Origin of the sequence: Vibrio breoganii, assembly GCF_001677275.1 — a bacterium.
Taxonomy (GTDB): Bacteria; Pseudomonadota; Gammaproteobacteria; order Enterobacterales; family Vibrionaceae; genus Vibrio; species Vibrio breoganii.
In genome coordinates this window covers 1,218,051-1,231,252 of the sequence record NZ_CP016178.1, presented here as the reverse complement: position 1 = coordinate 1,231,252, position 13,202 = coordinate 1,218,051, and the positions used below count along the sequence as shown (strand labels likewise).

The 13,202-nt window shown below is 44.2% G+C and carries 13 protein-coding genes; 9 read left to right on the top strand and 4 right to left on the bottom strand.

Translation table 11 applies throughout. From position 1 onward, the window contains the following. Positions 1–5 precede the first annotated feature (5 nt). The 3 genes from atpD to A6E01_RS18350 all read left to right on the top strand — a co-directional run bounded on the left by atpD (position 6) and on the right by A6E01_RS18350 (position 2,481). The gene (atpD, locus tag A6E01_RS18360) at positions 6–1,391 is read left to right on the top strand and encodes a F0F1 ATP synthase subunit beta (RefSeq protein WP_017028200.1); all 1,386 of its coding nucleotides are present in this window, start codon (positions 6–8) and stop codon (positions 1,389–1,391) included. A gap of 15 nt (positions 1,392–1,406) precedes the next feature. Further along, positions 1,407–1,850 carry a F0F1 ATP synthase subunit epsilon gene (locus A6E01_RS18355; RefSeq protein ID WP_017028199.1) on the top strand — a complete coding sequence of 148 codons (444 nt, stop codon included), beginning with the start codon at positions 1,407–1,409 and terminating at the stop codon, positions 1,848–1,850. A 370-nt stretch (positions 1,851–2,220) separates the two neighbouring features. Further along, positions 2,221–2,481 carry a hypothetical protein gene (locus A6E01_RS18350; RefSeq protein ID WP_017031646.1) on the top strand — a complete coding sequence of 87 codons (261 nt, stop codon included), beginning with the start codon at positions 2,221–2,223 and terminating at the stop codon, positions 2,479–2,481. Positions 2,482–2,846: 365 nt separating this feature from the next. Here A6E01_RS18350 and A6E01_RS18345 read toward each other — a convergent pair whose 3' ends face one another. After that, a complete protein-coding gene (locus tag A6E01_RS18345; protein WP_065210950.1) occupies positions 2,847–3,842 on the bottom strand; it encodes a polysaccharide lyase family 7 protein in 996 nt (331 codons plus the stop codon). Between the two features lie 455 nt (positions 3,843–4,297). Between A6E01_RS18345 and A6E01_RS18340 the strand changes: the two genes are divergently transcribed. Next, complete coding sequence (locus A6E01_RS18340; protein WP_017028251.1) at positions 4,298–5,074, top strand: RelA/SpoT domain-containing protein; 777 nt, start codon at positions 4,298–4,300, stop codon at positions 5,072–5,074. A gap of 703 nt (positions 5,075–5,777) precedes the next feature. Next, the gene (locus A6E01_RS18335) at positions 5,778–6,572 is read left to right on the top strand and encodes a hypothetical protein (RefSeq protein ID WP_017028250.1); all 795 of its coding nucleotides are present in this window, start codon (positions 5,778–5,780) and stop codon (positions 6,570–6,572) included. Between the two features lie 93 nt (positions 6,573–6,665). Here A6E01_RS18335 and A6E01_RS18330 read toward each other — a convergent pair whose 3' ends face one another. Next, positions 6,666–6,923 carry a hypothetical protein gene (locus tag A6E01_RS18330; RefSeq protein WP_065210949.1) on the bottom strand — a complete coding sequence of 86 codons (258 nt, stop codon included), beginning with the start codon at positions 6,921–6,923 and terminating at the stop codon, positions 6,666–6,668. A gap of 384 nt (positions 6,924–7,307) precedes the next feature. On the opposite strand from A6E01_RS18330, the gene A6E01_RS18325 reads away from it, so the two are divergent. The 3 genes from A6E01_RS18325 to A6E01_RS18310 all read left to right on the top strand — a co-directional run bounded on the left by A6E01_RS18325 (position 7,308) and on the right by A6E01_RS18310 (position 10,490). Beyond that, on the top strand, positions 7,308–7,802 hold the full coding sequence (locus tag A6E01_RS18325; protein ID WP_017028242.1) for a YcxB family protein: 495 nt from the start codon (positions 7,308–7,310) through the stop codon (positions 7,800–7,802). Between the two features lie 125 nt (positions 7,803–7,927). Beyond that, positions 7,928–9,051, top strand: a protein-coding gene (locus A6E01_RS18315) for an IS3 family transposase (protein ID WP_102477418.1) whose coding sequence is annotated in 2 segments (ribosomal slippage) — positions 7,928–8,180 and positions 8,180–9,051 — 1,125 coding nt in all. Because the reading frame shifts where the segments join, the coding sequence is not laid out codon by codon here. Positions 9,052–9,224: 173 nt separating this feature from the next. After that, the gene (locus A6E01_RS18310) at positions 9,225–10,490 is read left to right on the top strand and encodes a DUF5666 domain-containing protein (protein ID WP_017028241.1); all 1,266 of its coding nucleotides are present in this window, start codon (positions 9,225–9,227) and stop codon (positions 10,488–10,490) included. Between the two features lie 113 nt (positions 10,491–10,603). Here A6E01_RS18310 and A6E01_RS18305 read toward each other — a convergent pair whose 3' ends face one another. Together A6E01_RS18305 and A6E01_RS18300 are read right to left on the bottom strand one after the other, a co-directional pair. Further along, on the bottom strand, positions 10,604–11,371 hold the full coding sequence (locus tag A6E01_RS18305; protein ID WP_017028240.1) for an RluA family pseudouridine synthase: 768 nt from the start codon (positions 11,369–11,371) through the stop codon (positions 10,604–10,606). Positions 11,372–11,696: 325 nt separating this feature from the next. Further along, positions 11,697–12,572, bottom strand: a complete 876-nt coding sequence (locus tag A6E01_RS18300; RefSeq protein ID WP_017031637.1) for a 5'-methylthioadenosine/S-adenosylhomocysteine nucleosidase — start codon at positions 12,570–12,572, stop codon at positions 11,697–11,699. Between the two features lie 395 nt (positions 12,573–12,967). On the opposite strand from A6E01_RS18300, the gene A6E01_RS18295 reads away from it, so the two are divergent. Next, positions 12,968–13,198, top strand: coding sequence for a DUF3622 domain-containing protein (locus tag A6E01_RS18295; protein ID WP_026012860.1), 231 nt, complete (start codon positions 12,968–12,970; stop codon positions 13,196–13,198). Positions 13,199–13,202 lie beyond the last annotated feature (4 nt).

Genomic DNA, 13,202 nt, shown 5'->3' with positions numbered 1-13,202 from the left:
TAGACATGAGTGTTGGAAAAATAGTAAAAGTGATCGGTGCGGTGGTTGATGTCGAATTCAGCCACAATAACGGTCCTCGCGTTTATGACGCATTAACAGTATTAGGCGACGATGTAGGCTCGCTAGTGTTAGAAGTTCAGCAACAAATGGGTGGCGGTATCGTTCGCTGTATCGCGATGGGTACCTCAGACGGTCTTCGTCGTGGCCTTGAAGTTGAGAACACAGGCTCTCCAATCACAGTTCCTGTAGGTGAAGAGACACTAGGCCGTATTATGAACGTGCTAGGTCAACCTATCGATGAATGTGGTGAGATTGGCCAGAAAGAAAACTACGAAATTCACCGTGAAGCGCCTTCTTATGAAGACCAAGCAAACAGCACTGAGTTGCTAGAAACCGGTGTTAAGGTTATCGACCTTATCTGTCCTTTCGCTAAGGGCGGTAAAATCGGTCTGTTTGGTGGTGCGGGTGTAGGTAAAACCGTCAACATGATGGAGCTTATCAACAACATCGCGAAAGCTCACTCAGGTTTATCAGTATTTACCGGTGTAGGTGAGCGTACTCGTGAGGGTAACGACTTCTACTACGAGATGAAGGAAGCGGGCGTTCTCGACAAAGTGGCCATGGTTTACGGTCAAATGAACGAGCCACCGGGAAACCGTCTACGTGTCGCGCTTACAGGTCTAACTATGGCTGAGCGTTTCCGTGATGAAGGCCGTGACGTACTGCTATTCATCGATAACATCTACCGTTACACACTTGCGGGTACAGAAGTATCAGCACTGCTAGGCCGTATGCCTTCAGCGGTAGGTTACCAGCCAACACTGGCTGAAGAGATGGGTGTGCTTCAAGAGCGTATCACGTCAACTCGCCAAGGTTCTATCACTTCAATCCAGGCGGTATACGTACCTGCGGATGACTTGACTGACCCATCGCCAGCAACCACTTTTGCTCACTTGGATGCAACAGTTGTATTGTCTCGTAACATCGCCGCGCTTGGTCTATACCCAGCAATCGATCCACTAGATTCTACTTCTCGTCAGCTTGATCCTCAGATTGTAGGTGAAGAGCACTACAACGTAGCACAGCACGTACAAACAACGCTGCAACGCTACAAAGAGCTGAAAGATATCATCGCTATCCTAGGTATGGATGAGCTTTCTCAAGAAGATAAGCAAACTGTATCTCGTGCTCGTAAGATTGAACGTTTCCTAACTCAGCCTTACCACGTAGCAGAAGTATTTACCGGTCAAAAAGGTGTGTTCGTTCCACTAAGCGAAACTATCTCTGGCTTTAAAGGCTTGCTAGACGGTCAATACGACGATATCCCAGAACAAGCGTTCTTGTACTGTGGTTCTATCGACGAAGTGCTTGAAAAAGCAAAATCTATCTAAGAGGCAGGGTGCATTATGGCTATCGGAGTTACAGAGAATACATTTCAACTTAACATCGTAAGTGCGGAAGGTACGCTGTTTTCAGGGCCTGCACATGCCCTTGCGGTTTCAGGAGCCGACGGTGAACTGGGTATTCGCCCAGGTCACTCACCACTTCTTAGCAAAATTAAGCCAGGGGTAACGGTATTCGTTACTGGCGAGAAACAAAAAGAGCAAGTGCTGTATGTTTCTGGCGGCTTAGTGGAAGTGCAACCTGATGTGGTGACCGTTTTGGCAGATACCGCCTTGCATGGCAAAGATATTGACCGTGCTCGTGCAGAAGAAGCAAAACGTGCAGCACTCGAAAACATCAATAAAGGCAATACGGATATTAATTTCGCTCAAGCACAGCTTGAACTAGCGAAAGCCATTGCTCAGTTACGTGCGGTAGAGCTCACCGGCTCTCGCGTCCGTCACTAAGAGCCTTTGGGCTCATCTACCAACTTAAGCTTGTGCTTGAGTTGGTATCAGTCAATAGGCTGACTTGTTGTCTCTTACCAGCAGGTTGGCCTCCCTAAGTAAGCGGTCAAGCGTAAGACTTACTTGTGGGAACAACGATTTCTTTTAGCAGAGAAACTCAGAACAGTAGTAGTTCTGATCCCCCAGAAGGCCTCAGGTGACTCACCCTCTCTCTGAGGTCCCTTCCTTTCTGTCATTATTCAATTCCGCCATATCACTATTTGCACCAGTATCTATGCTAAAATCGCCCCATCAGCTATATGAATGACCTCTCATTTGTTTACTTGAAGGTAGCAACAGGCCTACCGAATTTTTAATATAGGTATGAAACATGAGCAAATTAAGTTCAGCTGAGCGTAAAGCACGTGATAACGAGCGCTTCTCACAGCGAGTCAATGAACGCCGTGAAAAAGGTGAAGACGTAGTCGCCTATGCACTGACCAACAAGAAAGCTGTGAAGTTTTTGACTAAGTCAGAAAAGAAGGCAATGAATGAACGCAAAGCTGCGCTTCAAGAAGAAGCGAAGCTTAAAGAGCAGGAAGAACTACGAAGAATTGAAGAATCATTTACGGTTGACGGTAACCAAGAGTAAAAGACTCTATTACCAAGATCCGACTTCGTGATCTGCATGCAGATAGCAAACAGGGGCCTCATATGAGGCCCCTGTTTTGTTTTTCTAATCACCGAATTGAGTTCCATCTCGGCACCACCACTACAAAATTCCTCCGTCGTGTCGCATCCGCCATATGCAATTGTTGGGTTTTTCAAATCGCCCATAAAATAGCCTCAACTTAAGACGCAAATCAACTTATTACACAGAGGTCATTATGAACAACTCAACACTTACTACTAAAGCACAGTTTGAAAACGACACCCTATTTGAAATGAGCGAGATTCAAAGGGTTAGGGATCTCCATAGAGATCCCTTTTTTGACTATACAGCGTTAGCGAAGCGTCTTACTTTTGGTCGAGTTCTAGGTGGTAAAAGCTCACCTTGGTATAGTCGCCAGCTTCCATACCATTGTTAGTACAACGCACTACCCCAGTACTGCATTGGTTGTATGCGCCTGCTTTGTAGAAGAAGAGTGACTGTGCATAACCGGCATCATATTTATTGCCTAGATAGTTCCCTTCAGCAATATTCATTGCGAACGTCTTTTTCACCGGATTATCGGAATCTGCATCCTTAATAAACTCAAGGTGCATGATGTCGCCTTCAACATTGACCGTGTAAGAGATCTTCTCATCCAGCTTAACCCCATCTTGCGGGTCTTCTTGGCCAAAACGTAGCTTTGCTTTGCCAAACACATTGTGAGAAATATCGAGACGTTTGTGGTAATCATCTCCCAATGCATTGTTTTCGTAGTTCCAGTAAACCGAGCCGTATTCGTGATCCGGTAGCTTACGATAAAAGATCTTTAGTGGTTCGTTGTGGCGAGCATGTATTTGTCCTATTACCACTGAGAAAGAGTCATTGTGTCTGTGATCGCCACTTAAGCTTACATGATTGACCGCAAGTTCAGCGCTCAGCTTTCCGCCAACCGCCGCATAGTCTTCAGCATTTTTGTTTGAGGCTACAGCAAAGTTATTTGCTGGCTCATAGGTACCAATCTCTGGATTGTCGGCCAGCATAGCGTGCAGCTCAGAGCGAGCGTTACTAGAGTTTGGCGTAGTCATCGCTTTGTTCGGTGCAACAAATACTAGCGCTCCGCTTTGCGGGTCGGTGTAGAACCATTCTGGATGAGTGTAACCCTCGTTAAGCTCAGCAGCAGAAACCTCCATGACCAAGCCTTTACGCTCGGGTTTAACATCTTCAATGGGAACGTTCAGTTTCCAATGGGTCAAATCGAAGTTTTCCGATGGAGCTTTGTTTGGGTCCAATTGGGCGAATGCGTGTGAGGATAGAGTGGTTGCCAAAAAAGTAGCGATTAGAGTTTTTGTTTGTAGTTTCATATTTATGCTTTTTTTAATTAATGAATAGTGTAAGAACCTCATGTCGGTGCGAGTGATTTCAATGAAACCGTCTGCACTAGAAATAAAATAAACAGACTGATGAATGTTTGGAAATAGTATTAATGTATAACAATAATGTGATTAACGAATAGGCGGTGACAGCGCTAATGGGGTTATCTGAGGTACGGCATTGTGGTAACAGGTAGCTTGGAAGAAGGTAGGGAAGTAGAATCGTTGTTATCCATCTAATTTTATCTTTATTTCAATGACTTGCACTCTTTATTACGTAATCAAAAACTCATCTCAATGTGACTGTATTCACATTTAGAAACACAAAAACAAAAAAGCCATTGGATTTTTAGCTTCTGTCCCAATATCTTAATCAGACGCACATTTTGTCTTCACTCAGTCTTTTTACGATACCGTTTTTGAGTCGAAACAAAATAGGAGAGCCAATGAGCTTATTCTTGCGTGCCGCAGTACTATCTCTGTTAGTACTGACTCGTGTTCCTGCGTTCGCCGCAGTCCCAGTAGCACCAAATAACGACAACTCTAGATCGAACAACAATCAAGGCCAAGTGTGCTCAGCTAAATTCAAATATAGCTTGAGTGGGCTTTACGGCATCCCAAATCACGACGTTTCTCCACTTCAACCTTATTCCGATTTTGACGTGCTTTATAGCAAAGCGCACCAAGCTCAATCTGAGCTAGAAACCTTATGTAAAAGCACAGCATTATTGACCTCATCAGAAGCCTACTTCGCAGGTGTTAAATCACAACAACGAGCACAAGAAAAAGTGCAATACGAGCTGGGTGGCAAAGCGGAGCGAATCACTGATTTAGCACGCGCAACCATAGTCGCCAATGATATCTCCAGCCTGATGAATGCCTATGAAGTACTTGAGCGTGAAGCGACGATTGTAAAAGTGAAGAACCGCTTCAAAAAGCCAACCGAGTCTGGTTATCGTGACTTGAATGTCTTAGTGCAACTGCCAAAAACCAACATTATTGCAGAGGTTCAGCTTCACCTTAAAGATATTGCTGATGTGAAAAATGGCTATGAGCATAGTATCTACGAGCAAGTACAAAAAATAGAGCGCTTAGCCGCCATTGAAGATCGTGATTTTACGGATATCGAACGCTCGCAAATCAAGCGTTACCGCTTTCAGTCGAAGGAGCTATACCAAAACGCGTGGCTACCGTATGTGACGACGAATATTGAAGCGGCTTAGGTGGCCTAATTCAATTAAAAACACGTCCTACCTGAGTCTGCTGTATCGTCACCCTCGAGTGCTTCTATCGGGGGTCTAAGTTATCCGGTAGTTGAAGAGGTCTCCGATAAGAGACCTCGGAGACGACGGTTTTTTGTGTTGAAGGGGCTAACTCCCGATACGCGTCACCCTCGAGTGCTTTTATCGAGGGTCTAAGCAATCCGGCAGTAGAAGAGTTCTCCGATAAGAGACCTCGGAGACGATGGTTTTTTGTGTTGAAGGTGCTAACTCCTGATACGCGTCACCCTCGAGTGCTTTTATCGAGGGTCTAACCAGCCGTGAAGTTGAAGAGGTCTCCGATAAGAGACCTCGGAGGCGACGGTTTCTTTGTATTTGAGCCAAACACATCCTCACCATCGACACCTAATTAGCGTCACCCCCGAGCGCTTCTATCGAGGGCCTAAACAATCCAACCAATGAATAGGCTCCCAATAAAACACCCCGCAGACGACGGTATATTTGCACTCTCCCAGCCGTCAACCTCGTAAAAGCAACATATCTAAAGTGAATAGCACATATAAATACAAAGAATTAGTCTCTTCTAACTTCATGCCTTACACTATGCGAGATCAATTCTCGGAATTGTTCCTCTCTAGAGCCTAATCTCCGCTGGCTTCTTCCCTTTATTTTCTATGAGCATGTGAATCTTCACAGGAGCCCACTAATGCGTAAATTATCCACGAGCTTAATTATTCTCTTTGCTGGTTTGAATGCCACAAGTGTGCTCGCAGATACCTCAAACACGACAGAAGAGGGTACTTCTAGTCGTTCAGAGTCTAAAAAGGATATTTACGACAACGAGAATAAGCACGTCGATGACCCAACTCGCGTGGTGACAAAACTAGGGTTAGCGGGCGACTACAACTTTGAATCTGAAAAGTTTGGATACTCGATCTCCGGCTCTATTGGCCTCAGTGACGCACAGAAAATCAACCTCAGATATCACCCAGATAGTGAAGAGTGGACGCTAGGCGGCTCATGGTTGTTTAACTTTGGTATTGTGAACTTCAACTTCGGCAAGAGCGAATATGAAGACGGTTCCAACTTCAACAACTACAGCGTCGGGACATTTGTACCCCTTTCATATTTCGGTATAGAACCTGCGGGTTGGCAGATCTTCCCAATGGCAGGCTTTAACTACACCGATGGTGAAAGACCACTGAATGAGGGTGAGCCAGACTTTGACCCATCGAACCCATACGTATTGCACCCTAGTGACAGTACCGGTGGTTACCTTGGTTACTTCTCTTTAAAGCCAGTCACAGAAGAATTTACCGTGATTACATTCGCAGGCGCTTCAGTAGGCTCTGATGACTACTTTGGTTACTGGCTTGGCGCAGGTATGGGGTACAAGTTCACTAAGAAAGACTCTATCAACTTGCTAGGCATTGTGACTGACAATGATTACGGCGCTGAACAGAAGATCATCCTTGCATACAGTCACACTTTCTCTGATTAGATACAGACTGAACCCATTCACTTTGCTCGCACAAAGGAAAGTGATAGATGGAGATATATTGATAAAGGGGCAATAGAATGCCCCTTTAAACATCTACTGATGTGTCTCGCTTTCACGGTACTGAATACACATTGCTTGTGCTTCAGTGTTCTCTTGGATGTCTTCGTGTTCTCTGAGTTCTAAGTAGAGTGCAATACACTGCTTAGATGCGAAGGTTAACTCTGTTTTGTTTGGGCTTGCTACTGTTAGTTCAATCCATTGTGGGTCTGGTTGAGGGTGTTTAGCTTCCGTGGTTTGGAAGCTATCAGAGAGTATGGTTCCTTGCTCCCAGAGTACCTGTGTATTTAACATCAAGTTAAAACTACGTGTTGGTAGTTAGTGCGGTAAAATCAACGCAGCATTACAGTATCGTTTGAAATGAATTTCGGTGCAATAAAAATTAGTAGAGTAAAGGTTGTAACTCATGTTCGCCCCGCCACGAACTGGCTCACATGGGTAGCTCATATTCTCCTCCGGGTTATTTGCCTATCACGCTTTGAAAATAGCCTGGGAAGTTGATTCACCGCACCACAATATTGACCGATTTGTTCCGTTGAATACGACAGACCCTAAGTGTTTTTGATTTAAAAGAAGACCAAAATAGCTAAAGAAAAGCGCCAAGAAGCTATACAATGCTCCAGTTGCGAGATTCCAACATAGAATACTCATTCACCGAGAGCCTTAAAGTAGCCACATATGTCTAAAGATTTTGATTTCACCACAGAGTACACGCTCGACAAGACCTTTTTTGCTGAGTGTTATGATGAAACTAGCCGTCCTCCTAATGTTCTAAAAGACTATCTAAAAGTGGTTCTTTTTCTAGTTTTTGGTGTGGTTTTATTAGAGTTTGAGCTACTACCTAACGGCTATGTGGGTTGGTTCTTTATTGTGTTGAGTGTTATTGAAGCGTGTAGTGTTTATTTTAAGAGAGGTTGGTGGTTGTGGCGCCAAACGTTCAGTGCGAGCGCTGGCAGTAAAGTGACATTTCAAGTGAACTCTAGCGGTATGAGTTATAAAAATGGCAATAACACCAATAACATCGCCTGGAATGAAATCGACCAACTTCAACAGAGCGATCTAGGGTTTATCCTCCATATGGGTAAGCAGCGCCAATATGTCAGTAAATCTTGCTTAAATGATGAAGCGATCGCATTCATTGTAGAGCAGCACGCATTGTCAAAAACTAACTGACATCAATACGTGTGAAATAGAAGAATTATGACCGATACGGTCAGACAGAAGTGGTCCCCGATTTTCGGACATGACTTTAAGTGATTGATCTGTTTTGATAGTACCCAGAAATACTGGAGCAGATTATGACTAGAAAACGCAGAAACCACTCTCCCGAATTTAAAGCTAAGGTGGCATTGGCTGCCGCTAAAGGTGATAAAACTGTCGCTGAGTTAGCACAGAAGTACAACCTGCACCCCAACCAGATCTCAACATGGAAGAAAGAGCTGCTTGAAAATGCAGCCATGATCTTTGCCTCTGAAAGTCAGTTGGGCAAAGACAATTCTGAAGAAGTGGACAAACTTCACGCTAAGATCGGTCAATTGACCATGGAAAATGATTTTTTGGCGAAAGTGCTCGGTCGTTAGATCGAGCACAGCGAAAGAGTTCGCTGGATAAATCCACCCAACTACCGATAAAGCGCCAGTGCGAGCTTCTTAATATTGCTCGCTCTACGGCTTATTACCAACCCATCGGACTTTCTACTGAGGAGATTGAATTGCGTCGAATGATTGACGAAATTCACCTTCAGTATCCGTTCATGGGCAGTAGGCGTGTTCGAACTGAGCTGGCTAAAAAAGGCCATAAGGTTAATCGCAAGCGTATCGTTCGGATCATGCGTGAAATGGGCATTGGAGCGATTTATCCCAAGCCAAAAACGACACTGGCGAACAAAGCACACAAGGTTTATCCCTACCTATTGCGTGACATCGAAGTTACTTACCCCAACCAAGCTTGGGCTATTGATATCACGTACATTCCGATGGCTAAAGGGTTCCTGTACTTGGTTGCCATTATCGATTGGTACAGCCGTAAGGTGTTGTCTTGGCGCCTCTCGAACACCATGGATACAGGCTTTTGTATTGATGCTCTTGAAGATGCGCTTCAACACTACGGACCACCCGATATCTTCAACTCAGATCAGGGCAGCCAGTTTACCAGTACTGAGTTCACACAGAAGTTGCTCGACCATAGCGTACGGATCAGCATGGATGGGAAAGGCCGTTGGATCGACAACGTTTTTATCGAGCGATTATGGCGAAGTCTGAAATATGAGGAGGTTTACTTAAAAGCTTACACCACGCCCCGTGAAGCCGAACTTGAAATCGGCCACTACATGGTGTTTTATAATGAGGAGCGTAACCATCAAGGCCTCAATGACCTAACCCCTGATGAAGTCTACTTCGGTAGGCAGAGATACGCTGCATGAGCTGGATCAACCACTTAAGGAATTAGCTTATGTGTCCAACCATTGGGGTCCACTTCTGGTGCTCCAGAATGTGTCCCCTCCGTCTCAACTAATTTAATTAGATGCTCCCCGATAGTAGCTCATAGATGAGCTATAATTTGGTCAGAATACATGCGTTCATAAGGGACAGAATCATGAAAATCACGATGGCAGTTTGCGGGCTCCTAAGTACATTCTTTCTTGCCGGTTGTGGCGGTTCTGACGGGGACTCTAGCGGGACATCAGGAAGTACCACCTCTTATACCGCACGTGGTATGGTCGAATCTGTTTCTCTGGAAAACAATCAGTTTGAGGTGAACGGTCGACAAATAGAGTTAGGGGCTGAGCAACTTCAATATTTAGATGACTCATTGTCAATATCACTACTAACCACAGGGCAAATGGTAGAGGTCGTGGTACTAGAAGATAATTTAGAAGCGATTTATCTACTACCTATTAATGTTGGAAGCGTAACGTCTAATACAAATGGCAAGCTAATCGTAAATGGCATTGAGGTTGAATATGATGATTCTTCCATTTTGAGTGATGATTGGGTCATGATATTTGGGTATGCGTTACCCGATTTGTCGTGGGATATTACCAATGTCACCTCGGTATCAAACGCGAGCCTTGCCGAAATTGAAGGGAAGATTACCAGCTTAGATAACAACAGCCAGAGCTTTGTTCTTGGTGGAATTAACGTCGATTATAGCAATGCATTTGTTGATGGAACCGCTCCTGCCTTGGGGATGTGGGTTGAGGTGTACGGTGAATTCTCCAATGGAATATTTGTTGCGTCAAAAGTGGACCCTAAAGATGATGAAGAATTAAAAGGACTGGAGATTGAAGGCGTTGTGACGTGGGTTAGCAGCTCAAATACGCAGTTCGAACTGTCCGGTGGAGCACTTATCAATATTAGCAGTGCGACTCAATTTGATGACGGCTCGATAGCTAACTTAGTGGTTGGCGCGCTGGTTGAAGTCACTCTATCAGAGACCTCTGACACCCTCGACGCTTTGGAAGTGGATTTTGAAAGTGAACTCGATTTTGATTCTAGTGAATTGGAATTTTCTATTGAGGGCGAAGCGAGCTACGCCGATGGTGTCGCGACGATCAATGGTTTTGATTTTATCATTGATGCAACCACAGAGTTTGAAGATGGTATCTCAGTGGATACATTAAACGGCTCTTGGGTTGAGCTAGATGGCTATTCGACTCAAAATCAATATTGGGTTAAGGAAGTTAAAGTAGAAGACAAAGACAATGAAATAGACCTAGAAGGTAGAGTCACCGCAGATATGATCTGGGGTTATACCGCGAGTGATACATCACTGGCTCAATTTGAAGATCAGTGGGTAGACATTTCTTGTGACCGTTCTGCATTGAATGTACTTACTCAATGTCAATTGGATTTAGATTAGTTCCATTGTAAAGGGGTCACATGACACAAATTTACCTAACTTATTGGTAGTCGGTTTTTCTTTATTAAATTTAATATAACCCCGAATCAAGGAATTAGTGTGCCGGCTATAGCTTAAAACGGATTTGGACTATGTCCATGCATAGCCTCACCAGTGGTGGGGTGAGTGAAGTAAATGTCGCTGGCGTGCAGCATTAAGCGTTGAGAGAACTCTTCTGCTTTAGGCTTGCTTTGTTGGTCATGGCTACTGTTTAGATCTGCGCTGTTGTAAAGGTCACAGCCCATTATAGGGTGGCCGAACTCAAGGCTATGAATACGCAGTTGGTGGGTGCGGCCCGTAACAGGGGTGTATTGCACCAGCGTTCTAGGAGGGTTAGCCAAGCGACCCATGACCTGATAGTCACTAATGGCGCTTTTGCCCGTATCGTGGCAAATCTTTACACGGGGAAACAGTGTCTTATCTTTAGCAATAGGGGCTGATATTTGGCCGCTATCGGCTTCAACCCATCCATTTAACATGGCTAGGTATCGTTTTTGCACTGTACGTGCCTGAAACTGCTGATTAAGGCTCTTTGATGCCGCAGGATTAAGCCCTACCACCATAACACCAGAAGTCCCCAGATCTAGTCGATGAGGCAGTTTTGCATTCACAAATGCAGGTGTTGCTTTTTCTACTTCAGTAGCGTCTTGACCGTTAACTAAACGGTAGTGCACCGAATCCCAATTGAGCGGATTTTTGCCTGATAAACTTAACAAACCACTCGGCTTGTTAATCAATAAAATGTCATCATCTTGATACAGTATCTCTAGCCTAGCCAGACACTTTGGCGCTACAAAGTTATCAATAATTGCATTGGTTGTAGAAGAGTCTGATTTAGACATTTAAGAGACCTGATGTGATAGATGTAGGACGGTTTAAGTCTCAATAGATGAGATCAACTGGCCACTACTTTGTCGGTAAACCAATGGCATTGCAATAGAAGATATTCTGTTAAACCTTGCAGTCTCTATAAATAGACCAACCTGATACAAATAGGCATGTTTAGAGACTATAGGAAGGCCATCAAGAAGAGAATAACGTCATTATATCAAACTGGGTAAGTGGTTATTGAGCTTCTTCATTGAATAGACAGTACTGATGGGGACCACATCGCACATAAAAAAACACCCCGTATAGTGCGAGGTGTTGGTCATTTCTTCTGTCGACTTACAACGTTGAGATGTAGTGAAGAATGATCTCTTTAACAAACTTCTGGCAATCAGCCGCTGTTGAAGGATCGTATTTACCATTGTTGGTTAAGTTGTTTGATAGAACGCGAACGCCAAGGAATGGAATGCCGTAGGCATCAGCAATCATTGCTGCAGATGACGTTTCCATTTCTTCAACGCTTGTGCCGAAGTTGGTGTGTAGCCATGTCATGCGGTCAATTTCATTGTTCCAGAAGTTACCGCTACCAATTGTGCCTTCGACGACTTTTCCGCGAGTGTAAGTGCTTTTAACGGCATGTGCAGAAGCAAGTAGCTCGCTGTTACCCATGTAGTAGCGAATCTTCTCAGCGTCTACCGCTGCATCACCTTCACCGGCGCTTTCTTCTGAAGCCATGATATCCATAGGGATCCAGTTCATAGAGTCAGAACCTTCGCCAGCCGCAAGCTTAGGTGTTTTGAAGTTATTAGAGTTTACTGAGCGCTTACCAAGTACGATATCACCCACTTGTAAAGAAGGATCGTGACCGCCTGATGTTCCTTGGCTGATAATAGCGCGTGGTCTGTAGCGTTCGATACCGACAGCTGTTGCTGCTGCCGTGTTTTCTAGACCTTTACTCGTTTGAGCAACAACAATGGGATAGCCATTCAAATTGCCTATGTAAAACTTAGCATTACCTGCTTGCTCCATTCTCACATCAGTCAGTAGTGATGCAAAGTACTCAGCTTCAATAGGCATTGGGCCTTGAATCATGATCGGTTGCATTGGCGCTGCGTGAGATTCAACGCTGACGCTTTTCATTTCGCTTGCGTTTGCCACAGGAATAATCGTTAACGTTGCCATTACAATCAATGCTTGTTTTATCAATTTAAACATACTGCCTCTAAGTGATATCAATATCAGGTGATTAATGGCGCGGAATCTATCATGACGCAAACGTTTGCGCAACTCGTAACTATGCAATTTTACACGCATGGTTTTTGGTTACTGCCGACCCGACTTTAGTAGCAAATAGTGAAAGAAATGTATCGAATTCATTTCATTAATGTATTTTCGCTTTAGAGTTCTGGCGAATCTTCCAGATTGGCGAATAGTTAACCCGATAAATAAATACATTAAAGCAGGCTTCTATGTTTTAATGGCGCCCTTCCAATAGATGGTATTATCTATAAATGCCATCTATAGTGTTCAACCAAGCTAGCTTGTGTTGGCAATACGCTTGGGAAGAGCTTTTTAACCCAAGTAATGAAAAGATTTTTAGAGAATTACATATGTCTGATAGTAAAAAATTCACGGTACGCACTATTGAAAAGCGTAATGGCTGGTGTGCCGAGATTGTTCGCCAAGTGACATCTCGCAGAACAACTGTTTCTAAGAGAGAAATGGGCTTCGAAACTGAAGCACAAGCACAAGCTTGGGGCGAGAAAGAGCTAGAGGGTTTCGTTAAAACCCAAGTAGAGCGTAACAAACGTAAAGCCGCTGATCGTAAATCAGAAGATTAAGCAT